The organism is Blautia sp. NSJ-140, assembly GCF_022868965.1.
Taxonomy (GTDB): domain Bacteria; phylum Bacillota; class Clostridia; order Lachnospirales; family Lachnospiraceae; genus Blautia_A.
Genome location: NZ_JALIFS010000004.1, coordinates 189,482 through 215,870, shown reverse-complemented (window position 1 = coordinate 215,870; position 26,389 = coordinate 189,482). Strand labels below are relative to the sequence as shown.

Genomic DNA, 26,389 nt, shown 5'->3' with positions numbered 1-26,389 from the left:
AATGGCATATATTGAATTCAGAAATATTCATAAAAGTTTTGGAAATAACGAAGTCCTCAAGGGCATTGATTTTTCTATTGATGAGGGAGAATTTGTTACCCTTCTCGGACCCTCCGGCTGTGGAAAAAGCACCCTTCTTCGCTGCTTTTCCGGACTGGAAACAGTTACAGACGGAGAAATTTATCTTGACGGAACCAACATTACGGATTTCACCCCAAAGCAGAGAAAAATCGGTATGGTCTTTCAGCAGTACAGCCTTTTTCCAAATATGACCGTACGCCAGAATGTTGCCTTTGGTCTTCAAATGCAAAAAAAAGATAAACGTTTCATCGCCGAGAAAGTAAAAGATGTTCTTTGTACTGTAGGTCTATCCGATAAACTGGATCAGTATCCACGTCAGCTCTCCGGAGGGCAGCAGCAACGTGTTGCACTGGCACGTGCCATCATAATGGAACCAAAAGTTCTTCTACTTGATGAACCGTTAAGTGCCATTGACGCGCTTCTTCGAAGAAATCTGCAGGTAGAAATCCGAAAAATCCAGCAAAATCTGAAAATGACTACTATTTTTGTTACACATGATCAGGAAGAAGCCATGGTTATGTCTGATACTATCCATCTTTTTAACGTTGGAAAAATTGAACAATCCGGTTCTCCTGCAGATATTTATACACATCCTCAGACAAAATTTGCCGCAAACTTTATTGGGCATTACAACATTTTAAGCCGCACTGATCTTCAGAAACTATGCGGATGTTCCTCAGATTGTGATTTTGTTGCCATCCGCCCGGAAGCTATTCTGATTACTTCCGAAATTCTGGATGATGCAGTTCGATTCCAAGGAAAAATCACCGGCGTAATGCTTCGCGGAACCACTATTTCCTATACAATTGACTGCAACGGCATTGAGCTTCGCGCAGATGCCCTGTTCGAAACCAACAGACAGCGAAAGACCGGCGAACTCCTTCATCTCCAGATTTTAAAAGAAGATATTCTTCACCTTCATTAAATACTCCTTTATTTTTCCGGAGGTATCTCATGAACAAACTTGGCAAAATAAAAAATTCCAGCACAGCATTTTTTCTTTTCCTGCTGTGCTGGATTGCCTATTTTACAGCATATATCGGAAGACTGAATTATTCCTCTGCAATGTCCGATATGATTCAAACCGGAATTCTTACCCAAAGTCATGCCGGTTTTATCAGTATGCTTTATTTTTTCTCCTACGGCTTTGGTCAGCTCCTCAACGGCATTCTCGGAGATTGGCTGCCGCCTCAGAAAATGATCTTTACCGGTCTTTTTCTAGCTGCGGTTATGAATTTTCTCATGCCTCTGATTTCTCTTTATCCTTTCATGGCCGCAGTCTGGGGAATCAACGGTTACGCTCAGGCTATGATCTGGCCTCCCATCATCCGTATCTTCTCGGAAATGCTGGATAGTCGCAGAAAGCTTAAATACTCTATTGATATTGTTTCTTCACAAGCATCCGGAACTCTGGCTTCCTATCTCCTTTCTGCTATCATCCTTCATCTGTCCGGATGGAAATCTGTATTTACCGTTGCTTCCATACTTCTTTTTATCGTTGCGCTGGTCTGGAAAGTGGGTTTTTCCGCTGTATGCAGACAAACAGACATCGTCGGCAAAAATATTTCCGACTTTTCTGTATCAGAAAAGTCACCATTCTTGGGATTGATCCGAACCAGTGGAATCTTCCTGCTTTTATTCCCTATCATGATCCATGGAATGTTAAAAGACGGAGTTACCACCTGGGTTCCCACATACATTTCCGAGAATTTTCTTACTTCCCCTTCTTTTTCTGTACTAATTACCACATTACTTCCTATTTTCAATCTTGCCGGCGCTTATCTTGCAAGATATGTATATATTAAATGTCAGAAAAACGAAACGCTTGCTGCTGCTGTTTTTTTCGGAATTTCTACTCTTTCCCTCACTTTACTGTGGATGCTTGGACATATTTCCATTTTTCTCACCACTGTTCTTTTTGCCCTTACTACCACTTCCATGATGGCAGTTAACACCCTATATGTCAGCATCTATCCGTTGCGATATGAAAAGCAGGGTCGTGTGGCTACCATTTCCGGTTTTCTGAATGCAGTTGCGTATATGGGAACTGCCATTTCTACTCTGGGAATCGGAATCTTGGCAGAGCACACCAATTGGAGCATTACCGTAGGTCTCTGGGTTCTTTTTACAGCAGGCGCATTCTTCAACTGTGTTTTATGTCGCAACATTACAAAATAATTTGCTGCGTCAAAAATCCCGCCGACAGTTTTAACAATCTGCCGACGGGATCTTTTTCGTTTATGATTTATTTCTTTTCTTCCTGAACCTCGATCTTACGGATAGTCTTATTCTTGATCTCCTCTTTGATAAAGGTAATGAACTCTCCGAGATCTTTCATGCCTTCATCTCCAAGATAACGGCTTCTTACGGAAACCTTGCCTTCCTCTTCCTCTTTTGCACCGACAATGAGCATGTACGGTACTCTTTCAAGACGTGCCTCACGGATCTTGTAACCCATTTTCTCGGAACGTCCGTCAACGGAGCAGCGGATTCCGGCTTCTTTCATCTCGGCCTCAACCTTCTGCGCATAATCATTGAATTTCTCGGAGATTGGGATCACACGAACCTGCTCCGGACACAGCCATGTCGGGAACATTCCTGCGTATTTCTCAATGAGCCATGCCAGTGTTCTCTCATAGCATCCCATGGATGTACGGTGGATGATGTACGGACGCTGTTTGTCGCCATTCTCATCGATATAGTACATATCAAACTGCTCTGCAAGAAGTGCATCCCACTGGATTGTGATCATGGTGTCTTCTTTTCCGTATACGTTCTTTGCGTTGATATCAACCTTCGGTCCGTAGAAAGCAGCTTCTCCTACATCTTCTGTAAACGGAATATTCAGCTCGTTCAGCATCTGGCGGATATGACCTTCTGTCTCCTCCCATACTTCCGGCTCACCGATGTATTTCTCTTTATTTTTCGGATCCCATTTGGAAAGATGATAGGTTACATCCTCCTCAACACCAAGTACCTGGAGACAGTACTGGGCAAGTGCGATACAATCCTTGAACTCTTTTACCATCTGATCCGGTCTTACGATCAGATGTCCCTCAGAGATCGTAAACTGACGAACTCGTGTCAGGCCGTGCATCTCACCGGAATCCTCGTTACGGAACAATGTGGAGGTCTCTCCAAGACGGATTGGCAGATCACGATAGCTGTGCTGCTCTGCTTTGTATACATAGTACTGGAACGGGCATGTCATCGGACGAAGTGCGTAAACCTCTTTATCCTTCTCCTCATCACCAAGTACGAACATACCGTCCTTGTAATGATCCCAGTGTCCGGAGATCTTGTAAAGATCACTCTTTGCCATAAGAGGAGTTTTTGTTCTTACATATCCACGCTTTGTCTCCTCATCCTCGATCCAGCGCTGAAGCTCCTGCATCATGATCACACCGTTTGGCATGATAAGCGGAAGTCCCTGTCCGATCACATCTACAGTTGTGAAGATCTTCATCTCACGACCAAGCTTGTTATGGTCACGTCTCTTTGCCTCTTCCATCTGCTCCAGATGCTCTTTCAGCTCATCCTTTGTAGCATAGGCAGTTCCGTAGATACGTGTGAGCATTGCATTCTTCTCGCTGCCTCTCCAGTATGCGCTGGAAGAAGAAAGAAGCTTAAATGCTTTCACACCTTTTACGCTCATCAGATGAGGTCCTGCGCAAAGATCTGTCCAGTCTCCCTGGGAATAGAAGGAAATCTCTTCGCCCTCCGGAAGATCCTCGATAAGCTCAACCTTATATGGCTCGTTTTTCTCCTTAAAGTATGCAATAGCATCTTCACGGGATTTTGTGAAACGCTCGATCTTAGCGCCTTTTTTGATGATCTTTTTCATTTCTTTTTCGATGGCGTCAAGATCCTCCCGGGAAAATGGCTCGTGGTCGAAATCATAGTAGAAGCCTGTATCAATGGATGGTCCGATGGCAACCTTTGCCTCCGGGTATAAGTTCTGTACAGCCTGTGCCATTACGTGAGATGCTGTATGGCGGAGAACTGCAAGGCCCTTCTCGTCTTTCGCTGTGAGGATGTTCAGTTCACAGTCACTGTCAAGAACGGTACGAAGATCTACAACCTCTCCGTTTACCTCTCCTGCACATGCTGCACGTGCGAGACCTTCGCTGATGTCATAGGCGATATCGATCACAGATTTTGCTTCTGCGTATTCTTTTTTTGAGCCGTCTTTTAATGTAATGATCATTGTTTTTTTCTCCTTTCATTTTAAATGAAGTTTCTATGATACACAGCATGTGTCTGCTTTTGCAAGAGATTCTGCAATAAAAAAATCCCTCACAGTACATCACATACTGTAAGGGACGAGTTCATTCATTCTCGCGGTTCCACCCTGCTTGCTCTGCTGCCCGGTCATGCCAGGATACAAAGCCTCTCAATTATGATGATAACGGAATCACCGGACCGGATTGGGGCCACTCAGAGGTAGTCTTCGGCTGTTTCCCGATAAGATGTTTCCAGCACTTCACATCTCTCTCTGTAACGTTTCACAGCTTACTCGTCTCGTCAGCGTGTTTTTTATTTCTTTTTCTGTGGTTCATTATAAGCGCAGTATTTTTATTTGTCAACGCATGTTGACAAAATTTTTGAGATTTCTCTTCTCGCACAGATCTACAGATTTCCCATGAGTTTATCTTTGATAATGGCCAGAATCTCACGGGGAATGTAGATAAAAAGACGCCAGCTTCGATACCGGGAAGGTACCATTATCACTTCCCGAAAGCCACATTTTCTCGCAATGGCCGCGCCCCTCCATACATGAAAATTGTTCGTCACCACGCCTACGGAACAGTCTGTGTTTCCAATCTTTCTGCAGCTGAATTCCAAATTCTCTTTCGTACTGGTGGATTCCTCTTCCCGTATCAGTCTGTCCCCGTCTATTCCGTGACCGGTAAGATAGCGATACATAGCCTCTGCCTCGGAAATATTTTCTCCATCACCTTTTCCTCCGGAGAGCACTGCTTTCGTCCCCGGATTTTCTTCAAGATAAAGAAGAGCCCTTCTGGCTCGTTCCAGAAGGGCAAGTGTCATCCGTGTTCCGTCCACATGGGCACCTAACACGATAATGTAATCCAGATTCTTCTTTACGCTCATTATCTTCCGCAGCAGTGTTTGTATTTCTTGCCGCTTCCGCATGGGCACGGATCGTTTCTTCCGACCTTGTGCGGTTTCACAACTGTGCCGGATTTCTTCTGCTCCATGTAGAGAGTTTTCTTTTTCTCTTCTGTGAAGATCTTGTCCCACTGAGGAAGGTTGTAAAGCCAGTCAGCCTTGGCATCTACCATGTTCTTATAGAGTGCCTCTTTATCAAATGCAAGGTTTACCTTGGTATTCTCATCCATGGTCTCGATCGGGTTCGGAACCTTCAGACTGTCATTGATTCCGTCAAGGAAACCAACCATAGTCATAACATCCTGACCGTATTTCTCAGCAAGCTCTTTTACAGTTCCGGAAACAACCTCATCCGGGTTCTCAAGAAGCTGCTCATAAATATTCTTTTCAATGTTAAAATAATTTGCCCAGAAGCGCTGAAGCTTATTCTTATCTGCATTCTGATTATAAGCAATGGAACGCCACTGCTCAAGAATTGTCATATCGCTCATTGTCTGATCCTCTTTTCCAAAATTTTAGATAAATAAGACGGAGATTTATATTCCGCTTCGCAATTTCTACTTATTATATCATCTTTTGGCGAAGAAATCAAATATATCTGTTTCATATCCGAGTTATTTTATCACACTGAGTTACTGTTCACTCCGTTCTCAATAACACGCTTCGCGATGCACAGAATTTATGCTGATCGCATAAATTCGCGCCCCCCCCGCAGGGGACTTACCTGCTTCAGTTAAAATATTTTCTGAGAAGATAAGTCGGAGTGCAGCTCCATGCGTGGCAGTAGCTGTTGACAATGCTGCTTCCATATGGAGATTCTGCAGGATTTTCAGGATTATAAAGCTCCCAGAATGTATCCGCACCGTGGCTTATCATTCCGCCCCAGTAATATTTCATATATTTCATTGCCTGGTCTTTTTTACCACACATCAGAAGTGCTTCCACAAAATGATGGTTCATATACGGAGAAACCATTCCTTTTTCCGGTTTCAGTTCCACCAGACGATCCAGTATTTCCGCTCCTTCTTCGCCGCTGACTGCTTCCGCCAGGACCATCCATACCTGACTTGCATAGTTGATCTGTTTTTCGTCGCCACTGACGAACAGCCCGCTCTCTTCATCAAAAAGATATTTTTTTGCAGATGCTGTTTTTGCCTCAGCCTCTTTTTTCAGTTCTTCTGCTTTTTCCATATCTCCGAGGAGTTCTGCGATCTTCTGTACTTTCTTCGCACAGTAGATATAAACACCCTGCATTGCGCTCTGCTTGTTCAGACCCTCTGTCCAGTCGATAAAGCCCCAGAAACCATCTCCGTTTTTCATAAGTCCGTTTTCATCGAACTGCTCTTTTGCGATCTCCATCTGACGGTATGCACAGGCACTTAAATCCTTTAAGGCCTCCTTGTCACCGGATGCTTCGTAGTAGTCACAGAGGGTTGCTCCGAAGAACATGGAGTAATCCAGAAGGAAGGTATCATCCACAATAAATTTCGGTTCTGTGAAAAGGCAGGCACTTACCTGTCCATTGTCCTTTGTCTGGCCTGCAAACAGATACAGGCATCTTTTTACCAGCTCCATGTTGTGGAATGTCTCATAATTTGCAAGCGCCTGAAGTCTTAAATCTCCAAGCCACAGACGGCGGTCTCTCTTGGGGCCGTCCTCAAATACGGTCTGCATGCAGTTTTGCAGGGTACGAAGACTGACACGATCCAGTCTGCGGATCACTTCATCCTCACTTTTCACCGGCTTCACATCTTCCATTCTGACAGAAGAAACACTGGTACAGAATACATCTTCCACTACCATCTGCCATTTCATGGAAGTGTCTATAGCTTCGATTTCCATATAACGGAAGGCATATCTTCTCGGAAGCTTCAGCTCTGCCGGAAGAACATCGATATGGATAAATTCTTCCTGTATCCAGCTTCTGCTGATCCATCCGTCATAGTCTGCAGAATCCTCGGTCATCTCCTTGGCGATCTCTCCGAACTTCAATCTAAAAAATGCCGGTGCGTCCTGAGGACTTCCTACAGAGTTCAGCTTCAGGGTCACGTATCCTACCTGATGATCTCCAAAATCCAGACAGATCTTGTCTCCCTTTGCAAGATGATAGCCTGAAAGATTTTTGATCTCATCCTTTTTGTGAACCTCCGGATAGACCTCCTCTGTTTTTACGATGTCTACAATAGAAACCGGACGAACTACCGTTTTCAGTAACTCCGGTGTACATGCTTCTGCTTTTTTTACAAAATCCTCATTGGTCACACGGACCATATTAAGATCAATACTTACCTCTGCCATTATATGGATATTCTCCTTTCATCCAGTTCTTCGATGATTCTTTCTGCATCACTATACACTTTTTCACTTTTTCTTCCAATTGTGATTTTTTTTATAAAACACTGATGTTTTTTTGGGTGATTATGATATACTTTACTCACCTGTTATGAAAAAGTTACATGGAAAGAGGACAGTCATGAAGTTTACCAGAGAAGAATTTCAGAAATATATTTATTCCTACAACGACGATGAAACTTTTTATAAGACACTTTATCTGCAGGAGAAGGAACATCCGGAGACTTTTCATGAATATTGCCTGACACTGGACCGTAAAAAGATTTATGAACACCGGCTTTATGTACCGGAGCTTCAGACCGAAGCCTGGTATCCCTATATGAAAGAAACCGATCTTTTTCATGATATAAATGGCAATATCGTGCTTTCCAAGCATTACCGCTATACCCCTGTTTTTCCCCATGAACATGAATTTTTTGAGATCCTCTGTCTGTATGACGGAACTGCCCACACTACGATACAGGGGATTGAACACACTTTGCATACCGGAGATATCTGTATCATCCCACCGCATACCACTCACAGTGTGGGGATCTTTGATGACAGTGTTGCTTTTAATATTCTGGTACGTAGCTCCACCTTTCAGTCCACATTCTTCCAGTCACTGACGGCAGACAGTGCCCTGACGCAGTTTTTTGCCCATGTGCTGTACCGCAAGACCGTGGGAAATTATCTGATCTTTCACAGTGGAAATGATGCACAGATCCATGACATGCTGGAAAATCTCTATATCGAATATCTCGGCCACGCCAAATACAGCTGCACCTTTCTCAACTCCATGCTGGTCATGTTCTGGGCCATGCTGCTGCGTTTTCACGAAAATGATATTGAATCCATCCTTACAAAGAACAGCACCGGGAAGTCTGTGACGGAAATCCTAAACTACCTGAACTGCAACTATCAAAGCGTCACTTTACGTGACGCTGCGAGGCATTTTGGCTACAGTATTTCTCACTTCAGTACTCTGATCAGAGAGAGTACCGGGCGCACGTTTTTGCAGATCATCCGGGATATCAAGCTGGACCAGGCATGCCGCGCCCTGCGTGAAACATCTCTCAGCAATCTTGCGATCTGCGAACTTGTAGGATATGAAAGTCCGGAACATTTTATGCGTACTTTTAAAAAAGCATATGGAATGACTCCTGGTGAATATCGGAAGAAGAACAGGGAATAAATCTTATATATTTTCTGTATAACAGATGCCGTTCCGGGATATACTTATCATATCCTCCCCTTTAGAATGCAGAGGGCTTCGCGATGGTGCAGGTCCTCTGCGTTTCTCTTTTCACACTGAAGGTCATTTCACACCAAGCTTCTCAAGCTCCTTCGCCGCCTGCTTCAGATTCTCAAACCGGATGGTATGGATACCGGCTCTTCCGGCTCCCTCGCAATTCACGGCACGATCATCCAGAAATACCGATTTCTCCGGTTTCAGGCTGTAACGCTTCAGAAGTGTTTTGTAAATATCCACTTCCGGCTTAATCTGCTGCACATCACAGGAAAATACCGCTCCGTCCATATATTTCAGAAAAGACATATCCTGCTTTGTACGATCCAGCATATAAGTTCCGTAGTTGGAAAGGACATAGAGATGATATCCCTGATTTTTGAGATATTTCACCCAGGTTTCCGCATAATCATACAGATGCATACATTCCGGATCACGTCGTACCACCTCACGGATATCTTCTTCATATTCCGGTGCACTTTCCACAAATTTATCTACATACCAGGATTCCTCATGCTGTCCACGATCCTGTTCCTCCCAGATCGGATTTCGAAATACTGCATCTGCGATTTTCTGATACTTTTCTTCCGGGAAGTCATAGCTTCGAAGATACTCTTCCCAGTCATAGCCCATCAGCACATTTCCCACATCAAAAATAATATTCTCGATCATACGGTTTTTATCCTCCCTCGGCTTTTTATTTCCCCAGATCCGGTACGACATCCAGAAAACATATGCCACGATCGGTACCAAAACTGCTGCTGCAAAAGATCCCCTGAACAAAGTCTGGGCGTCTTCACTGCTTCCCCAAGCAAATACCATGGGAAGGCAAAATACAAGAAGTAGTATAATAACACCTGCAAGAGCCGCGATTCTTTTAAAATTTTTCATTGAACTTCCTTTCACATGATACATCAGCTATTCTATCTGTTATTTTAACTGAATATCCCTTTGAACCAAAAGGGCGCCGGAGAAATTCTTCCCCGGCGCTTCCTGTTGGCATAATCCTGATACTGTAAAAATAATTATCTGTAAATGATGTCGCTTCTTCCTGGTCCGTTAGAGATCATTGTGATCGGGAATCCAATATGTTTTTCTACGAACTCTACATATTTTCTGCAGTTTTCCGGAAGATCCTCATATTTTTTGATTCCACGGATATCGCATTTCCATCCCGGAAGCTTCTCAATAACCGGTTTTGCTTTCTCAAGCTGCACAGTTGTCGGGAATTCTGTTGTTACCTCTCCGTCGATCTCATAGCCTGTGCAAACCGGGATCTCATCCAGATATCCCAGAACATCCAGTACTGTAAAAGCAACGTCTGTAGTTCCCTGGAGACGGCATCCGTATTTGGATGCAACACAGTCGAACCATCCCATACGTCTCGGACGGCCTGTAGTAGCACCGAACTCACCACCGTCACCGCCACGTTTTCTCAGCTCATCTGCTTCCTCGCCGAAGATCTCAGAAACGAATGCACCTGCTCCAACTGCACTGGAGTAAGCTTTGCATACGGTTACGACCTTCTTGATCTCATATGGAGGCAGGCCTGCACCGATGGCACCATAAGCAGCCAGTGTGGAAGAGGATGTAACCATCGGATAGATTCCGTGATCCGGGTCTTTCAGAGTTCCAAGCTGTCCCTCAAGAAGAACCTGTTTTCCCTCTTTCAGTGCATTCCAGAGATAGAGAGATACGTCGCATACGTATGGCTCAACCATCTTCTTGTATTCCATCAGCTCATTCATGATATCTTCCGGTTTCAGAAGAGGCTTATGATAGAGATGCTCAAGTGTTACGTTCTTGGTCTCGCAGATACGTACAACCTTCTCTTTCAGTGCTTCCTCATCAAAGAGCTCACTTACCTGGAAGCCGATCTTTGCATATTTGTCAGAATAGAACGGAGCGATTCCGGATTTTGTGGAACCGAAAGCCTTGCCGCCAAGACGCTCCTCCTCGTACTGATCAAACAGAATGTGGTAAGACATTACCATCTGTGCTCTGTTGGAGATCAGGATCTTCGGTGCAGGTACTCCACGGCTTACTACTTCATTGTACTCCTTAAAGAATACAGGAATATTCAGTGCAACACCGTTTCCGATGACACTGGTCGTATGTCCGTAAAACACACCTGACGGAAGTGTATGAAGTGCGAATTTACCGTAATCATTTACGATGGTGTGGCCCGCATTGGCTCCACCCTGAAATCTTACGATGATATCAGCTTTCTCAGCAAGCATATCTGTGATCTTGCCTTTACCTTCATCTCCCCAGTTTGCTCCTACTACTGCAGTTACCATAACACAGTTCCTCCTTGTGTCTTTCTCTATTATTCGGAATGCCACGTTATCTGTATATCATCCACAGAAGACTGACATTCCTGTCTGTGTTCTTTTTATGCTTACAACATTATACATTGATCTCAACTTTAACGCCAAGCAGATCTTTATGCGCATCCAGCACCGGCTGTACCACATTTGCAATGAAAGCTTCTGTCTGCTCTTTGGCACGTCCTGTATATCTGGACGGTTCCATGGCCTTCTGAAGATCCTCAAGAGTCAGATTAAACGCCGGATCTGCCGCGATCAGCTCAAGAAGATTGTTATCCTTACCCTCTACCTTCACGTTCTTTCCTGCTTCCATGGAAAGCTCACGGATACGCTCATGAAGCTCCTGACGGTCTCCACCTGCCTTAACCGCATCCATCATGATATTCTCAGTTGCCATAAACGGAAGCTCAGACATCAGTCTCTTCTCGATAACCTTCGGATAAACAACCAGTCCGTCTACAACATTAAGGCAGAGATCCAGGATTCCGTCGATCGCAAGGAATCCTTCCGGAACGCTGAGACGCTTATTTGCAGAGTCGTCCAAAGTTCTCTCAAACCACTGTGTTGCAGATGTGATCGCCGGGTTCAGTGCATCGATCATCACATATCTGGACAGGGAAGCGATTCTCTCACTTCTCATCGGATTTCTCTTATATGCCATAGCGGAAGATCCGATCTGGGATTTCTCAAATGGCTCCTCCACTTCCTTCAGATGCTGAAGAAGACGAATATCGTTAGACATCTTATGTGCACTTGCAGCGATTCCCGCAAGGATATTCAGCACACGGGTATCAACCTTTCTGGAATAGGTCTGTCCGGAAACCGGATAGCAGGATCTGAATCCCATCTTCTCTGCGATCATCGGATCGATCTTGTCGATGGTCTCCTGATCCCCGTCAAAAAGTTCCAGGAAGCTGGCCTGTGTACCGGTTGTTCCCTTTGAGCCAAGAAGCTTCATAGTGCTTAATACATACTCAAGGTCCTCAAGATCCATCAGGAATTCCTGAGTCCAGAGAGTTGCTCTCTTACCTACGGTTGTCGGCTGTGCCGGCTGGAAATGAGTAAACGCCAGAGTTGGCTGATCCTTATACTGCGCTGCAAACTTGGAAAGCTCTGCGATCACGTTCACAAGTTTCTTGCGGACAAGCTTCAGTGCCTCTGTCATAACGATGATATCTGTATTATCTCCTACATAACAGGAGGTTGCTCCCAGATGGATGATGCCTTTTGCCTTCGGGCACTGCACGCCAAATGCATACACGTGAGACATTACATCATGGCGAACCTGACGCTCACGCTCCTTAGCCACATCATAATTGATATCATCCGCATGAGCCTTCATTTCGTCGATCTGCTCCTGGGTAATGTTAAGGCCAAGCTCACGTTCCGTCTCAGCAAGTGCAATCCACAGCTTTCTCCATGTGCGGAACTTCATGTCCGGAGAAAAAATATACTGCATCTCTTTACTTGCATACCGCTCTGACAGCGGGCTTACATATCTGTCTGTATTCATTACTACCTCCTGATCACATACCTCCGGGCCGGAATGGCGAAAGATCCGTTATCTGCCCGGTTCTGGTTAATTCACGCCTCTTGAAATTATATAACATTGCCTCTTTAAAAGCAACCGTTTGTTACTCCATACCCTGATGGAATTTCCCCAAAAATTCCTTCATTCTGCCATTTTCGGAAGAAAATACCTCCTGTGGCGTTCCCTCCACTGCGATCACACCCTTATCCATAAAGATGATACGGTCGGAAATATCTCTTGCAAAATTCATTTCATGAGTAACGATCACCATGGTGATATGCTCCTGAGCAAGATCCTTGATAACCTTCAGGATCTCACCGGTCAGTTCCGGATCAAGTGCAGATGTAGGTTCATCAAAAAACAGGATCTTCGGATTCATACAGAGCGCACGGGCAATGGAAACTCGCTGCTGCTGTCCTCCGGAAAGCTGAAAAGGATATGCCTTCTCCTTGTCTGCAAGGCCCATTTTCTTAAGAAGGCTTCTTGCCTGGGCGTAAACCTCATCTTTCTTTCTCTTCTGCACCTTCAGAGGTGCATCCACTATATTTTTCAGTACAGAAAAATGCGGAAACAGATTGAACTGCTGGAACACCAGTCCCACATCACCATTTTTGATGATCTCGCCGCTGTCCGGCGTCTCAAGTCCTGTGGCACAACGCAGGATGGTTGACTTGCCGGAACCGGAAGGACCGATGATACTTAAAACCTCTCCCTCTTCCACGTCAAGAGAGATATCTTTGAGAACTTCCAGTCCGTCAAAGTTTTTTTTGATGTGTTTCATTTCAAATAATTTCATATTTTATACTCTCCATTTCGGTCAGCGGTAGTAATTCATGCTTTTCTCAACCTTCTGCATCACAACAGCCACGATCAGGTTGAACACATAATAAAATATCGCAGCGATCACAAATGGCATCATTGTTGTCTGTGCACTTGCGATCTGCTTGGCAATGGTAAACATCTCCGCAACTGCCACAACAAACGCAAGAGAAGTATCCTTGACCAGCGTAATGACCTCATTTGTAATAGACGGCAAAATCCTCTTGATCACCTGTGGAAGGATGATGCGGAAAAATGTCTGTACCTTATTGTATCCAAGGATCTTTGCAGCTTCATACTGTCCCACCGGCATGGATTCAATGCCGCCACGGTAGATTTCTGCAAAGTAAGCTGCATAGTTGATAGCAAATGCGATAAATACAGCGATCAGACTATATCCCATGGAAATACGGATCCCGAAGATAAAATACGGACCGAAATATACAACCATCAGCTGCAGCATCAGCGGCGTTCCTCTCATGATGGATATGTACCCGGATACAATGGTACGGATTACTTTGTTTCTGGACATTCTGCCAAAACAGATCAGAAGTCCCAGCGGCAGAGAAAACAGCAAGGTTATAAAAAAGATCTCAATAGAGACCAGCATTCCTCCTGCCAGCTGCTGGAGCATTACACTAAAATTCATTTTTTTCCTCCTGGTTCGGAGTATCAGTCCTATTTATCGGACTGATACCTGTAATTCCTGTAAACAACAGGAAATGAGCGTGCACGGCAGCTCTTTCTGCGCCGAAGCACCCTCATTTCCTTTTTATGCGGAAGCTTCAAAAGCTTCTGCTATGTTTCTTATTTCTACTGCTGTTGGATAGCTAAAAAAACATCTTCACAGTTTTTACTGTGCCGGATCTGCACCGGATCATTTGGATTCAGAATCGGTTTCTTTCTCTGTGCTGTCTGCATTTTCTTCTGTTTCAGCTTCTGCAGAATCAGAATCCTCTGTCTTATCCTTATCCTCACTGATGCAGAGCATGCTCTTATCCAATTCATACTTATCTGCAAGCTTGTCAACCTCGCCGGACTCGTCAAGCTTCTTGACCTCATCCCATACGAGATCCTTCAGTTCATCATTTCCCTTCTTGAATCCGATGCCATACTGTTCGTTCTGGATCGGCTCGTCAAGGATCACATATTTATCCTTGCCTCTCTGGGAAAGCTGATAATTAGCAACACCGATATCAACAGCGACAGCGTCTGCAGCTCCGGAATCAATATTCATAAATGCAGTGTTGTAGTCCGGATTCTCTGTAAGAGATGCAAAGCTGTCCTTCAGTTCCTTATTGTCATCGTTGTTCAGTGCGTCCAGCGCAGCGGATGCAGCCTGTACAACTACGTTCTTGCCCTTAAGATCCGCAAGCTTCTCAATTCCGGAATCCTTGGCAACTACGATCACCTGCTCATTGTTAATGTATGGATCACTCCATGTATAGTCATCCTCACGTCCGTTGATAGTAAATCCATTCCAGATACAGTCGATCGTTCCGGAGTTCAGCTCCATATCTTTGGAATCCCAGTTGATAGGCTTCTTAACAAGTTCCCAGCCAAGATTATTACATACTTCCTGGGCAAGGTCAAGGTCAAATCCTACATATTCTCCATTATCATCCTTATATCCGAATGGAGGATATTCAGCATCAAATCCTACGATCAGGGTCTTATCCTCAACACCTGCCTGTACACTCACTCCTGTTACCATCATTCCTATTGTCATCGCTGCCGCCATTACTACTGCAACTGTTCTCTTCTTCATGGTCATTCTCCTTTTTTCGGCTATCTCTTTATCACATGGTCACTCTACCACGTGAAAGTGTATGGTTATAGTAACATACCCAAAAGGAGCTGTCAAGAGCAAACCTTCTGCTCCGCCAAATAATCTTTGTATTTCTTTCTGGCCGTTTTCAAATATGTTCTGGAAATTGGGATTTCCGTCTGTCCGACCACAAAACTGTTCTTCTTAAGTGAAGTTACCTTCTCCATGTTGATACAAAAGCTCTGATGGCATCTCAGAAAGCTGCTGTCTGACAGCTGTCCTGAAAAATCCCCCAGCCTGGCTCTGCAGCTGATCTTTTTTCCATCGGTAAGATGAAATGTCACACTGTGAAGACTACTGGATATATACGCCAGATGATCGTGCTGCAGTGTATAAACCTGTGTCCTGTAACGAAAATACAGCGCTCTTCCGTCTTCACGCCTGCATACCTCCAGGATATGTTCCAGAACATGTTCCAGTTCTCCACTTTCAACCGGTTTGACCAGATAGTTATAGGCAAACACTTCAAATGCTTCTTTATAGAATTTCTCATTCTCTGCCACCAGTACAACCGGGATATAATGTCCTTTCAGACGCATTGTCCGTACAGTTTCCAGACTCCTGCCCTGATCACCATCCAGTCCCAAAAATATCAGATCGCAGATCTTATGTCCCTCTGCCAGTCCTTTCAGAAGACTCTCCCTGGTCCGATACAGAAGGAGCTCTGCATCAGGAACCAGTGTGGAAAGCTGCCTGTACAGCCTCTGTGCATCCTTTCGTATTTCATCACATATCGCGATCGTCATCACTGCCATTGCCGAGTTTTCCTCCATCATGCTCTTTCTGATATTTAACATTTTATTTTCAAAGAAAGACCTGCGCAATATGTGCTTCTAATTGTGCCTTGTTTTTTTACAAATTATTGCAATTCATGATCTGTTTTCGTATAATAATGCCATATAAGCACAAAAAGGAGTACTATCATGTCTGATTTCAGCAGCAAATGCCGGGAATACCTAAAGGATACAGGAGAAAACGTTTATCAGTTATCTGCTTATTCGGGACTTGACCGTACCTCTCTGCAGCGTATGATCACAGGGAAACGTCTTCCCGGTATTGATTTTGTGCGCCAGTTCTGCGATTCCCTCCGGATCAACCCTTCCCAACGCCGGGAACTGATGGAATTATATAAAATAGAAAAAATCGGAAAAGAAATTTATTACAACCGCAAATATATACAGGAACTTCTGGGTGTTATCAGCTCCCGGCAGGTCATTTCCCGGGAAGGTTTTCTCAGGCTTCCATCCTTTCCCTTTTACCGTGGAACTTTTTCTCTTGATGTGGAAAAGAAGGTCCTGAGCCTTTTTGAGGACATCCTGTCTTCCGGTTCTTCCGAAACGATCCGTACCAACCTTCCGGCCAACTGCCGGCTTCTTGTACAGATTTTTTCCCATCTTTATCCCAAATATGAGAAACTGCCACCGGTGATCCAGATCCTGCCGCTTCACCAGAACCCGTCCGCCTCACCGGATTACAACATGAATCTGGAAACCTTTCTCTGCACACTCCTTCCGATCCTGTCAGGTTTTGCGGGCTACCAGCCATATTATTACTATACTCAGGCAGGCCGAGAGTTTTCCAGCTATGAACTGTTTCCTTTTTTCTTACTCACTGAAAAAAAACTGCTGCTGTTATCCTCAGATATGATGACCTGTATTTTTACCGAAAATCCAGAAGCGATCCACGCATATCAGCAGGAATTCCGGCGGGTTCTTGAGAATTCCAGTCAATTCTTCCTGCAATCGGATTCTCCGGACAGGATCCTTAATATCTTTGATTCTATCATGCAGACAAAGATCTCAACAAATTTTGCACTGGAATCTCATCCCTGCCTTGCACTGATGTCCTATGGTCCGGGCTTTATTCAGTCATTGTTTGATAACAGGGATATCGATCTTTCCGATCCGGTCTATACCCAGCTGGCAGCGGTCCTGAACCAGACTTCCTTTGCTTTTACAGAAGCTGCCTTTTCCTGCAATTATTTTACACTGAGCGGGATCCGGAAATTTGCCCGTACCGGACTCCTTGACGGTCCTTATTCCTACCATCAGACCCCTCTTCCGAAAGAAGAACGAAAAAAAGCCCTCAGGCATCTTCTTGACACAGATATGGGACATGAAAAATGCAGGATCCTGAAGCCTTCCGTACTTCCGGAAACCGGGATCCATCTGGAAGTTCTGTCTGACTATTCCGTTTTTCTCTGCTTTCTTTCCGAAAAAGATACTTTTCTCTGTATCTATCTGAAAGAGACCAGTATCGGACAGGCCCTGAATGATTACCTCTGTTCTCTGTCTGAGGAAGAATCCGTATATACAAAAAAAGAAGCCCGGCAGATCCTGCTGGGACTTCTTGAACAGCTTTAAGAGCCGGTACTTCTGTGATATTCTCTTGTAAGATCCTCCAGGATCCTGTCGGTTTCTCCGGATACGATATGCTGCTCCGGGAGACCGGCAAAGTTTTTCAGAGCCTGGTCTGTTTCCTGTATTACCCTTTCATCTGTCTTCAGCTCTTCTTGTCGTTTCCTGTATTCTTCTTCACTGTGAACACTGCGGTAGGCCAGAAGATAAACCTTCATTGCTTTCTCTGAATGATTCTCCTTCCATGCTTTCCAAAAGCAATCCAGCGCCTTATCCATCTGGAACAGATAACCGTATGCGCATCCCTGGTTATGCAGGATTCTTTCACGCATCTCTCCGGTAATCTCTTTCCCGCCGTGCTCAAGAAGCTTCTGATAAACACGGAGCGCATTCACATACATCCGGTTTTCCATCAGTGCGTCGCCTTTTCGCTTCTCCCGTATTTCTTCAGGTTCACGTTTTCTGGCTTCGATGCGCCCGTTTAAGGTCTTAAGTTCTTCATAAGCCAGATAATTGATCTCTTTAAATATCGGATACAGTACTTCTTCAAGTCCGGCCTCTCTTCCAATATAAGGTTTCAGCTTGGCCGCAAGCTTCGGAAGCTCCAGTTCTTCCTCCAGCCAGGTACAAAGCTTACTGCTGATCAATGAGCTGTCCACAAGATAAAGATTGTTATAAAGATAATAGCAGAGTTCTTCTATAGAATAAATATTGGTACTGATATTTTCGATATAAAACGGCTTCTCTGCTTTTTTTACCTGACATAAAATATATCCGCTCATGCCTGATTCCTTTCTTCCTGCTCATCCCATCGTACCAGTTCCCTCCAGATTTTTCCACTGGAAGGATACATTTCGCCAAATCCCAGATCCTTCACTGTGATCTCGCAGTCTCTCGGCGATACGTATTTCAGCGTGAGGGAAAGCCTTGAAGTCCGATTAGGCCGCTTTGGCAGACCGTCAAGTGCCATGGCCACACGTTTCTTCTCGGTTTCTTCCGGAATACTTACCACAAATACCAGTTCACTGGTATCATCCAGGATCAGCTCGCAGGATGCACTGCATTCATACCAGTTGCTGCCGCTTTCGATCAGCGGATAGTAAGCCGGAGAGCCCATCACCCGCATATCCATTCCTACGTCCACAGCCACCAGCGAATCACTTAAATAGCGGTAACCTTTGAGTTTTTTATCCTCCAGCCTGTCCTTACCGGCTATGCAGGCTCCCTTTGCAAAAAGATTGTTTCCGTAAAAAACCTTCCGTCCCTGATGACACAGGAGCTTTACAGACTGCTGTGCCCACTTCTGGTCAAATCCTTCTCCCGTGATCTGCACACTGGAGAAGAGTTCTTTGCCGAGAGTCTTACTGATAAAACGGTAAAATTCCACATCACGGATCTCATCTTCCGGTTCAAGCTTTGTGCTGACCGGATCCTCCAGTTTTACAAGCACCGGTCTGGAAGAGCCGTTGATAGTCAGCTTCCGGAAGGTTACCGTATCGCCTGCAAAGGCATACCATCCTACACTTCGATTCCAGGTTTCCCGTTTCTGCCCCAGCGCATAATAATAAAAACTCTCGCCATAGTCCATAAGCATATATTTCTCACGTGAAAAACCTGCAAGGCTGCAGGCCTTCTGATAATTCCGTACCTGAAGTGTACTAAGTTCCGGCGATGTGATACAAAGGCACCGGGTATTCTTTACAATATCCTGGATTCCCAGAAATTTCAGGATTCCCCTCAGAAAATGTGCCAGAAGCTCTGCCGGCTCTTTTTCCTCTCCTGCCACCTGGATCTTTTCTTCCTTCTGACAGATATCATAAATATTTCCGATCATGATCCCGCCCTTTTCCCTGGCAAAATACTCTGCTTCCAGGCCTACGCAGTAATCACCGTGATCGGTACGATAGCAGATACAGCCCGGAGCTTCGTACTGACTGGCTCCTACCTTCATGGAAAGAGAACGGGCTTCTTCTGCTTTTCTGTCATAATAACAGATCTGTGTGTATTCTTTTCCAATATCAATTCCTATGATCAAGTCACGAATTTCATTCATCTTTCCGGTTCCTTCTCTATGACAAACATTTCATTAACGTACTGTTCCTGCCGGAGATACTGTGCCAGCTTCTCCTTCACTTCCGTTTCTTTATCAAGTTTTCTTGCACAGAGTATCTGATTGATCAGCTGATATTTGCTGGATGCCTGGTCATCACTCTGGTTCATGGTCAGTATTTTTTCTTCCGTTTTGTGTACACCGGCTTCATCTTCTATCTGGAAATAATATCGCAGGGTTTCTCCATAAAACAATGTAAATGCTCTGGCAAAAATTCCCTCATAGATATTTTTGAGCGGTTCACTTTTATAGTCCGGTACAGTTCCAAGTCCGGTATCCAGGGAATAATACAGTGTGACCGAAGCCTCCGGTGAAGTATGATACTCTACAAAAGTCTTATCATCCAGCTGATACGGTCGCAGGATACTCTGATCCAGGTTCCGGAAAAACTCAAATGTCATTCCTTCCTTTACACAGGAAGAGAGGATTTTTTCTTCCATTTCCAGATTTTCTTCATCAGAAGTTTTTTCTTCGGAAAGCAGTTTCAGAAGGGTCAGGTCACAGATCCGGTCTCCGGGCCACTCCTTTTCTCTGCGATTTTTCAGATACTCCTTAAGTCCCGGCATCTCCGGCATTTCTTTTACAAACATTCCGTAAGACATCAGAGTCAGATACGCACCGATCACACTCTCTTTTCCGGAATGGCGGATATATGCTTTCAGGATATCCGCCCCCTCTGGCCGGTAATCCCAGTTAAACATCAGAAGAGAAAGGATCCTCTCCTCCAGATTATAGGTATCCATCTCAAACCCACAGGCACTTTTCCAGATATCCAGAAGTTCATCCACAGGTCCAAACCGGAATTTCATCAGATACATGAGGATCACTTCATCATAGATTCCCTGTCGGTATACATGAGAGGAAAGTGTGATCAGCTCTTCGTCTTCCGCACAGTCACAGCGGATGATCATACGGCTTACCAGCTTCAGAAGAGCACGCTCCTCTACTCCTTCAAATCCAAATGCTTCCACCACGCTCATAGCCTGCGGAAACAGTCCCCGCTGGATCAGGATCTCCAGAAGGGTTTTCCGGTCGACCATGGCATATTCCCGATAATCCATCATCTCCAGACAGGCATCCAGATCTTCTCCCTGTACGTGATCCCGATAATAATCCAGGATCTTTTTGCGGATCAGCCTCTTATATTCATCGGTAAACGCCGGTGAAAGGACCAGTTTCTGAAAAATTCCCAGATTCTTACGACTGATCTCCTGACCCTGACAGTAATGCAAAAGCACAGCCGGTTCATCTGCCCCTTTTTCCAGCACTGCCGGAACCATCTCACGATCATCGAAAAGTGGTGTCAGATTATAATCTACCGTAGCAGCATAACGTCTCTGTTTTTCATCCTGAAATACAACAGCCGCATCTTCGCTGCAGATCCTTGGGTAAGCGATTCCATGGATACACGGATAGATTTCTTCCTGTTTCATCTGTCTGTGACGGACGATCACACTACGGACCTTCGGATCATCCGTATACAGCCGGTGAGTAAACATTCTGGAGGCGATCACCTGCGCTTTTTCGCTGTCCGATGGTTCCCGCATGAATTCCTGATAAACAGCGGCATAATTTTCATTCATCCGGCCTTCCCGTAACTTACGGAAAGCAAATTCCTCCATGCTTTCACGATAACTTTCGTATGTCTGTGGATCACGTTCCTTCCCTGCAATGATGCATGCATACAGATAGGCACGCTTGGAATCACCGAGAGTATTGTTGTTATAGGTAAAATACATCAAAAGCGGTTTCGGCAGGACTCTCCGATAAGAGGTATCCAGTGTTTCCACATAATATTCATACAGCCGTGTGATCCGGAGCCCGCGGTCCACGGCAGCGGAAAACCACTGAAAATATTCCGGTTTTCTTGGATTTCCCTTCATAATATATTTACAGATAGCTTCCACGGTATCATCTGACGGAAAGGCTTCACACCCCATGGCCATAGCACGGTACAGGCTCTCGTTAAAAGCTTTCTCATAGCCGGAAAGATATGCCAGGCGCATGACCAGCTCTTCCGTCAGCATCTGTTCTTTTCCTGCAAAAAGGAATACCTGGGCCCAGAACCCATTGATTCGATGCAGCAGCGACATATCTGCACAAATACTGTTCCATGCTTCCAGATACAGAAAAGGACTTGTACATCCCCGCTCAAAAAGTTCCTCCATCAGAAAGATCTTTTTTGACGGAGAAAGCGTATGATCCATTTCAAATGCCAGTTTCAGAAGGATAAAGCTGTCTTCCTTCTGCATCCGGAAATTCTGTACCTTGCGGAGGGCCTGTTCCTTATCCCGGTACAGCCCGGTCTGTGTACACAGATACAGATAAATCCCTGCCAGTTCCAGTTCATTGTGATGAAAGGATTTATTCTGATAACGCTCAAGGATTTCTGAAGCCTGGTCATCTTCTCCTTCCAGATGAAGAAGATAGGCTTCCAGAAGCTGATATTCCGGATATTTCAGTCCGCTTTCGCCCATACGGTCAAGTTTCTCGTGAGTAAAGGCTGTCCAGGCCTGAAAATCTGTTCTTTTACAGAGATATCCCAGGTATTCCTTCATCAGAGCTATCCGGTACTGTTTTTCCAGAAGATCCAGGTTCACGGCACTCTCAGTTCCTCTGGATGCAAGAACGTGATATACCAGTTTCTGGTATGGGGTTTTTACAATGATCTCGCCGTACTGATTCCCTTTTCCCAGTTTTTCCTGGCGTATCACATAGTTTATTTCACAGGTACTTCCGATAAAATCCTCTTCTGTGACCACATGCTTGCCTGCCTCCAGAAAATCCCCATTTACCTCAATATCTGCCCGCAGGTGTCCCCATCCGCTCCTGTGGATATAAAGGGATTCCTGAACAGATTCACTGACATCATAAAAACCGGCCTCTTCTCTGTTCAGACTCAATGTCACCTTTTCCTTGGCACCGGCTGCGATCAGAAATTCCTCCAGATGCTGATAGGTCACCGGCTGCTGTGACATTCCTGCATAAAGAGAACGGATCTTCTCACTCTGATCACTCAGGATCAGGGAAAAATGGCGTTCTGTAAAAATCCGGTAAGCCTCATGGAAATCTTCTTTTGCAATGTGCAGAAATTCTTCCAGAGAAGACACCTTTCTGCCTGCACTCTTCACCTCTTCCGTCTGTACCTGCACAGTGAACGGCAGCTTATATTCTCCGATACTGGTAGTAAAACACAGCCAGCCTTCAAAGCTCTCTCCCGGCTTCATTCCCTCTGCATCTACCCCATAAGGCATGCGCACCGTAGTTCCTGAAAAGCGGTCAAATCCGGGTACCAGTCTCCGGTCAGATGAAGTCACAAATCCACTGATCCTGCGGTTGTCATCGGTACCGAAATAAATCTCATCCTTTGTAGTCTCTCCTGCCTTCAGCGTAGCGAAAATACGGTCCTGTGAAAACAGAAGCTCAGGCTGTTCATAAATAAATTTCCCGTTAAGAAGCTGTTCTATCCTCTTTTTCAAAATATATACTCCTCATCAATATACACTGATTGTTGTCACTCGTATCTTATGATTATACACCAGATCAGAATGTGGCGCAACAGGTGTTCGCCTCTGTCCTTTTTATAAAGTTTCTGTTGGAAAAGCACGAAAAGCACGTCCGGTTCATAAGCTATAAGGAAATCCCCTTTGAGGTGAACTCTTGAAAACCTTTCTGAAACCGCTTTCTTTTGCGGAAGAGCAGTTCTATCTTCTGCAGCTCCAAAGGGGCGATCCGGAAGCAAAAAATATCCTTATCGAACACAATCTCCGCCTCGTAGCACATGTTGCAAAAAAATATCAGGGATGTGACGAGGATCAGGATGATCTGATCTCCATAGGCACCATAGGTCTGATCAAAGCCATTTCCACCTTTGATCCCAGCCGGACTTCCAAACTTTCCACTTATGCTGCACGGTGCATCGACAATGAGCTTCTCATGATGTTTCGTGCCCGCAGGAAACGTTCCAGAGAAGTTTCTCTCTATGAACCCATCGGCACAGACCGGGAAGGCAATGAGATCAGCCTTCTCGATATCATTGAAAGTCCACCCGTTGATGTTGTGGATGATTGTTTCAAACGGGACAGCATTTCCTATCTTCTCCGTTATATCCGGACAGTACTCTCCCCAAAGGAATACCAGGTGATCTGCTGCCGCTACGGTTTGAATGGCCAGGAGCCACTGACCCAGCGAGAGATTGCCGAAAATCTCTCCATCAGCCGCTCCTACGTATCCCGTATCGAAAAGAACGCTCTTCGAAAACTCCGTACTCTTTTTCCCGAAAATCAGTAAAGGGGAGAACGTTCTTTTCGTTCTCCCCTTTACTCTCTTATCCACCCTTTCGGATCATTCACCTCTTCGGAGAATATCAAATACCTCCGGCATCTCTGTCAGTTTCACATAGATTCTCTGCTGGGCATGTGGTGCACTCTCCATAGCTTCGCCCTCTTCATTATAAATGGCTTCCACTGTGACCGGAATATTCCTTCCGTCCGGTTTCATGATCTCGATGGTCTCTCCTACAGAAAACTTATTTCTCTGTGTCAGTCTTGCCAGACCTCTCTCATCGATCTCTTCTGCAAATCCAAGATATGTGTATTCTCTTACATACGTGTTGCTGTCATAGATCTGGGTATTCTCATCCGGCTTTCCGTAGAAAAATCCGGTAGTAAACTGACGGTAGGTACAGTTTGAGATCTGCTCCTGATACCACGGCATATTTGCATGATATTTTTCCGAACTTTCCATACAGTCGTCAATGGCTTTGCGGTAGGTTCTTGCCACTGTTGCCACATAAAGAGCTGTTTTCATACGTCCTTCGATCTTCAGGCTGTCAATACCGCTTGTAAGGATATCTTCCATATGCTCTACCATACAGAGATCCTTGGAATTAAAAATAAAAGTTCCTCTCTCATTTTCAAATACCGGCATGTATTCTCCCGGACGCTTCTCCTCCACAACAGAATATTTCCATCTGCAGGGATGGGTACAGGCTCCCTGATTAGCATCTCTTCCCGCCATAAAGTTACTGAGAAGACATCTTCCGGAATAGGAAATGCACATGGCGCCGTGAATAAACGTTTCAATCTCCATATCCTCCGGAATATGTGCCCGGATCTCCCGGATCTCTTCCAGAGAGAGCTCTCTTGCACTTACCACACGTTTGGCACCAAGGTTATACCAGAAACAGTAAGTCTCATAATTGGTATTATTTGCCTGTGTACTGATGTGACGCTCGATCTCCGGACAGATTTCCTTTGCATACATAAAGATTCCCGGATCTGCGATGATCAGTGCGTCCGGTCCGATCTCCTTCAGTTCCTGAAGATATTCCCTTACACCCTCAAGATCACGGTTATGCGCCAGGATGTTTACTGTCACATAAACCTTTACGCCATGGGAATGGGCAAATGCGATTCCCTCACACATATCTTCTTTTGAAAAATTCTTAGCCTTTGCGCGAAGTCCAAAAGCTTCTCCGCCGATGTAAACAGCATCTGCACCATATATGACGGCAACCTTTAAAACCTCAAGGCTGCTCGCCGGAACCAATAGTTCTGGTCGTTTCATAAGCCTGTTCTCCTGTTTTTACACTTACAGCCGCTCCGTCTCCAAGAGGAAGCACCGATGTACGAAGCACCGGACTGTGAGTCAGCTGCCAGAGATATTCTCTCATTCTTTTATAGATTGTACGGTTACGCCGTTCCACAAGATAATGAGATTCAATAATATCCCCTTCCTGCAGCACGTTGTCAGATACCAGTACGCTTCCCTCTTTCATCAGTCTCAGCACGTCAGGAAGCCAGTGGATATACTGGCCCTTGGCTGCGTCCATGAAGATCATATCAAAGGTTCCGGTAAGATTCTTCAGGATCTCTCCGGCATCTCCCTCCAGAAGCGTGATCTGTGACTCTCTTCCTGCGCGCCTGAAATTATCCTTTGCGACAGGAATTCTTTTTTCATAATTCTCTATAGTAACAATTTCCATATCTTCCGGCCCATACTCACACATAAGAAGTGTGGAGAAGCCTACGGCAGTCCCCACCTCCAAAATGCGCTTCGGTTGTTTCAGTGCCAGAAGCATCCTCATAAAGCTCTGCATATCTCTCCGGATGATCGGCACCCGGCCTGCAAGTGCCTTTGTCTCCAACTCCTGCAGAAATGGAGTATTCCCCATATCCAGTGAATTGATATAGGTCTGCATGCGTTCTTCTACGATCACTGGCTGTTCGATCCTTCCTTGCTCTCTTCTCCTGACAGCACTGCCATGATCCTGGTCGGTGTATAGGCTGTACTGAGAAGGTATGTACCGGCTTTGATCTGTCCGTGATATGCGGACATTCTTTCCTGTATGGTAAATGCAAGCGCATCCTTGACAAGGCCCTTCTGCTCCAGTGTCTTGCCTACTTTATATGCAGAGGCGCCTTCTTTTATGACTACCGTGACCTGCTGTCCCTCTCCCGGGCTCATAGCCTGCTGGTTAAACACATCGTAGCCAAACTGATATGCTGATTTTCCAACCCAGATCAGAAATACGATAATAAAGATATATACAGCGGTTTTAAATACCCCTCCAGCCAGAAAAACGCCGGCCCTGCCAACCTTGTCTCTTGTGTCTGCCATAG

The 26,389-nt window shown here is 45.1% G+C and carries 22 protein-coding genes; 5 read left to right on the top strand and 17 right to left on the bottom strand.

Translation table 11 applies throughout. The annotated features are described in order from the left end of the window. Position 1: 1 nt before the first annotated feature. Both MUB50_RS06915 and MUB50_RS06910 read left to right on the top strand, forming a co-directional pair. Positions 2–1,006 (top strand): ABC transporter ATP-binding protein, encoded by a 1,005-nt coding sequence (locus MUB50_RS06915; protein ID WP_118624069.1) that lies wholly within the window; start codon positions 2–4, stop codon positions 1,004–1,006. A gap of 29 nt (positions 1,007–1,035) precedes the next feature. After that, a complete protein-coding gene (locus MUB50_RS06910; protein ID WP_118624071.1) occupies positions 1,036–2,259 on the top strand; it encodes an MFS transporter in 1,224 nt (407 codons plus the stop codon). A gap of 67 nt (positions 2,260–2,326) precedes the next feature. Here MUB50_RS06910 and thrS read toward each other — a convergent pair whose 3' ends face one another. From thrS to MUB50_RS06890, 4 genes are all read right to left on the bottom strand, one after another. After that, positions 2,327–4,288 (bottom strand): threonine--tRNA ligase, encoded by a 1,962-nt coding sequence (thrS, locus tag MUB50_RS06905; RefSeq protein ID WP_118624073.1) that lies wholly within the window; start codon positions 4,286–4,288, stop codon positions 2,327–2,329. 422 nt (positions 4,289–4,710) lie between these two features. Further along, positions 4,711–5,193, bottom strand: coding sequence for a YdcF family protein (locus MUB50_RS06900; RefSeq protein ID WP_118513106.1), 483 nt, complete (start codon positions 5,191–5,193; stop codon positions 4,711–4,713). Beyond that, positions 5,193–5,702: an SEC-C metal-binding domain-containing protein gene (locus MUB50_RS06895; protein ID WP_110102484.1), complete on the bottom strand. Its 510-nt coding sequence runs from the start codon at positions 5,700–5,702 to the stop codon at positions 5,193–5,195. The genes MUB50_RS06900 and MUB50_RS06895 overlap by 1 nt, the downstream gene beginning before the upstream one ends. A 238-nt stretch (positions 5,703–5,940) precedes the next feature. Continuing rightward, the gene (locus MUB50_RS06890; RefSeq protein ID WP_118624075.1) at positions 5,941–7,509 is read right to left on the bottom strand and encodes an alpha-L-rhamnosidase-related protein; all 1,569 of its coding nucleotides are present in this window, start codon (positions 7,507–7,509) and stop codon (positions 5,941–5,943) included. A gap of 175 nt (positions 7,510–7,684) precedes the next feature. Here MUB50_RS06890 and MUB50_RS06885 point away from each other — a divergent pair, with 175 nt between their 5' ends. Then, positions 7,685–8,737: a helix-turn-helix transcriptional regulator gene (locus tag MUB50_RS06885; protein WP_182433949.1), complete on the top strand. Its 1,053-nt coding sequence runs from the start codon at positions 7,685–7,687 to the stop codon at positions 8,735–8,737. Between the two features lie 123 nt (positions 8,738–8,860). On the opposite strand, the gene MUB50_RS06880 is transcribed toward MUB50_RS06885, so the two are convergent. The 7 genes from MUB50_RS06880 to MUB50_RS06850 form a co-directional block, all read right to left on the bottom strand. Continuing rightward, the gene (locus MUB50_RS06880; protein ID WP_118624079.1) at positions 8,861–9,682 is read right to left on the bottom strand and encodes an HAD family hydrolase; all 822 of its coding nucleotides are present in this window, start codon (positions 9,680–9,682) and stop codon (positions 8,861–8,863) included. Positions 9,683–9,816: 134 nt separating this feature from the next. Next, positions 9,817–11,091 (bottom strand): adenylosuccinate synthase, encoded by a 1,275-nt coding sequence (locus MUB50_RS06875; protein WP_118513102.1) that lies wholly within the window; start codon positions 11,089–11,091, stop codon positions 9,817–9,819. 109 nt (positions 11,092–11,200) lie between these two features. Continuing rightward, positions 11,201–12,634 carry an adenylosuccinate lyase gene (purB, locus tag MUB50_RS06870; protein ID WP_118624081.1) on the bottom strand — a complete coding sequence of 478 codons (1,434 nt, stop codon included), beginning with the start codon at positions 12,632–12,634 and terminating at the stop codon, positions 11,201–11,203. A gap of 121 nt (positions 12,635–12,755) precedes the next feature. After that, the gene (locus MUB50_RS06865) at positions 12,756–13,448 is read right to left on the bottom strand and encodes an amino acid ABC transporter ATP-binding protein (RefSeq protein ID WP_118513100.1); all 693 of its coding nucleotides are present in this window, start codon (positions 13,446–13,448) and stop codon (positions 12,756–12,758) included. Positions 13,449–13,469: 21 nt separating this feature from the next. Then, positions 13,470–14,120, bottom strand: coding sequence for an amino acid ABC transporter permease (locus MUB50_RS06860; RefSeq protein ID WP_244790296.1), 651 nt, complete (start codon positions 14,118–14,120; stop codon positions 13,470–13,472). Positions 14,121–14,348: 228 nt separating this feature from the next. Then, positions 14,349–15,239, bottom strand: a complete 891-nt coding sequence (locus tag MUB50_RS06855) for an amino acid ABC transporter substrate-binding protein (RefSeq protein WP_118513099.1) — start codon at positions 15,237–15,239, stop codon at positions 14,349–14,351. A gap of 92 nt (positions 15,240–15,331) precedes the next feature. Next, positions 15,332–16,054, bottom strand: coding sequence for a LytR/AlgR family response regulator transcription factor (locus MUB50_RS06850; protein WP_182433950.1), 723 nt, complete (start codon positions 16,052–16,054; stop codon positions 15,332–15,334). A 168-nt stretch (positions 16,055–16,222) separates the two neighbouring features. Between MUB50_RS06850 and MUB50_RS06845 the strand changes: the two genes are divergently transcribed. Continuing rightward, the gene (locus MUB50_RS06845; RefSeq protein WP_118624089.1) at positions 16,223–17,662 is read left to right on the top strand and encodes a helix-turn-helix transcriptional regulator; all 1,440 of its coding nucleotides are present in this window, start codon (positions 16,223–16,225) and stop codon (positions 17,660–17,662) included. On the opposite strand, the gene MUB50_RS06840 is transcribed toward MUB50_RS06845, so the two are convergent. From MUB50_RS06840 to MUB50_RS06830, 3 genes are read right to left on the bottom strand one after another with little or no spacing between them, the layout of a single operon-like run. After that, positions 17,659–18,438, bottom strand: coding sequence for a hypothetical protein (locus MUB50_RS06840; protein WP_173753885.1), 780 nt, complete (start codon positions 18,436–18,438; stop codon positions 17,659–17,661). The two genes, MUB50_RS06845 and MUB50_RS06840, sit on opposite strands and share 4 nt — an antisense overlap. Then, a complete protein-coding gene (locus MUB50_RS06835; RefSeq protein ID WP_244790294.1) occupies positions 18,435–19,709 on the bottom strand; it encodes a DUF5716 family protein in 1,275 nt (424 codons plus the stop codon). The genes MUB50_RS06840 and MUB50_RS06835 overlap by 4 nt, the downstream gene beginning before the upstream one ends. After that, positions 19,706–23,245, bottom strand: a complete 3,540-nt coding sequence (locus MUB50_RS06830; protein WP_244790292.1) for a DUF5717 family protein — start codon at positions 23,243–23,245, stop codon at positions 19,706–19,708. The genes MUB50_RS06835 and MUB50_RS06830 overlap by 4 nt, the downstream gene beginning before the upstream one ends. Before the next feature lie 181 nt (positions 23,246–23,426). Here MUB50_RS06830 and sigK point away from each other — a divergent pair, with 181 nt between their 5' ends. Next, complete coding sequence (gene sigK / locus MUB50_RS06825; protein ID WP_059085391.1) at positions 23,427–24,056, top strand: RNA polymerase sporulation sigma factor SigK; 630 nt, start codon at positions 23,427–23,429, stop codon at positions 24,054–24,056. 54 nt (positions 24,057–24,110) lie between these two features. Here sigK and MUB50_RS06820 read toward each other — a convergent pair whose 3' ends face one another. The 3 genes from MUB50_RS06820 to MUB50_RS06810 are packed head-to-tail and all read right to left on the bottom strand — an operon-like array spanning position 24,111 to position 26,387. After that, on the bottom strand, positions 24,111–25,334 hold the full coding sequence (locus MUB50_RS06820; RefSeq protein ID WP_244790290.1) for a peptidase U32 family protein: 1,224 nt from the start codon (positions 25,332–25,334) through the stop codon (positions 24,111–24,113). Continuing rightward, a complete protein-coding gene (locus MUB50_RS06815) occupies positions 25,294–25,986 on the bottom strand; it encodes an O-methyltransferase (RefSeq protein ID WP_227573693.1) in 693 nt (230 codons plus the stop codon). Before MUB50_RS06815 ends, MUB50_RS06820 begins: the two co-directional genes overlap by 41 nt. Beyond that, positions 25,983–26,387, bottom strand: coding sequence for an endolytic transglycosylase MltG (locus MUB50_RS06810; protein ID WP_118513091.1), 405 nt, complete (start codon positions 26,385–26,387; stop codon positions 25,983–25,985). Before MUB50_RS06810 ends, MUB50_RS06815 begins: the two co-directional genes overlap by 4 nt. Between the last annotated feature and the right edge of the window lie 2 nt (positions 26,388–26,389).

Excerpts from the sequence above, each read along its gene's own strand:
- MUB50_RS06910 (WP_118624071.1), top strand. The coding sequence starts at position 1,036 with ATGAACAAACTTGGCAAAATAAAAAATTCCAGCACAGCATTTTTTCTT.
- MUB50_RS06820 (WP_244790290.1), bottom strand. The coding sequence starts at position 25,334 with ATGAAACGACCAGAACTATTGGTTCCGGCGAGCAGCCTTGAGGTTTTA.
- MUB50_RS06900 (WP_118513106.1), bottom strand. The coding sequence starts at position 5,193 with ATGAGCGTAAAGAAGAATCTGGATTACATTATCGTGTTAGGTGCCCAT.
- thrS (WP_118624073.1), bottom strand. The coding sequence starts at position 4,288 with ATGATCATTACATTAAAAGACGGCTCAAAAAAAGAATACGCAGAAGCA.
- MUB50_RS06860 (WP_244790296.1), bottom strand. The coding sequence starts at position 14,120 with ATGAATTTTAGTGTAATGCTCCAGCAGCTGGCAGGAGGAATGCTGGTC.
- MUB50_RS06810 (WP_118513091.1), bottom strand. The coding sequence starts at position 26,387 with ATGGCAGACACAAGAGACAAGGTTGGCAGGGCCGGCGTTTTTCTGGCT.
- MUB50_RS06840 (WP_173753885.1), bottom strand. The coding sequence starts at position 18,438 with ATGAGCGGATATATTTTATGTCAGGTAAAAAAAGCAGAGAAGCCGTTT.
- MUB50_RS06880 (WP_118624079.1), bottom strand. The coding sequence starts at position 9,682 with ATGAAAAATTTTAAAAGAATCGCGGCTCTTGCAGGTGTTATTATACTA.
- MUB50_RS06850 (WP_182433950.1), bottom strand. The coding sequence starts at position 16,054 with ATGGCAGTGATGACGATCGCGATATGTGATGAAATACGAAAGGATGCA.
- MUB50_RS06865 (WP_118513100.1), bottom strand. The coding sequence starts at position 13,448 with ATGAAATTATTTGAAATGAAACACATCAAAAAAAACTTTGACGGACTG.
- MUB50_RS06875 (WP_118513102.1), bottom strand. The coding sequence starts at position 11,091 with ATGGTAACTGCAGTAGTAGGAGCAAACTGGGGAGATGAAGGTAAAGGC.
- MUB50_RS06890 (WP_118624075.1), bottom strand. The coding sequence starts at position 7,509 with ATGGCAGAGGTAAGTATTGATCTTAATATGGTCCGTGTGACCAATGAG.
- purB (WP_118624081.1), bottom strand. The coding sequence starts at position 12,634 with ATGAATACAGACAGATATGTAAGCCCGCTGTCAGAGCGGTATGCAAGT.
- MUB50_RS06915 (WP_118624069.1), top strand. The coding sequence starts at position 2 with ATGGCATATATTGAATTCAGAAATATTCATAAAAGTTTTGGAAATAAC.
- MUB50_RS06835 (WP_244790294.1), bottom strand. The coding sequence starts at position 19,709 with ATGAATGAAATTCGTGACTTGATCATAGGAATTGATATTGGAAAAGAA.
- MUB50_RS06885 (WP_182433949.1), top strand. The coding sequence starts at position 7,685 with ATGAAGTTTACCAGAGAAGAATTTCAGAAATATATTTATTCCTACAAC.
- MUB50_RS06895 (WP_110102484.1), bottom strand. The coding sequence starts at position 5,702 with ATGAGCGATATGACAATTCTTGAGCAGTGGCGTTCCATTGCTTATAAT.
- MUB50_RS06855 (WP_118513099.1), bottom strand. The coding sequence starts at position 15,239 with ATGAAGAAGAGAACAGTTGCAGTAGTAATGGCGGCAGCGATGACAATA.
- MUB50_RS06845 (WP_118624089.1), top strand. The coding sequence starts at position 16,223 with ATGTCTGATTTCAGCAGCAAATGCCGGGAATACCTAAAGGATACAGGA.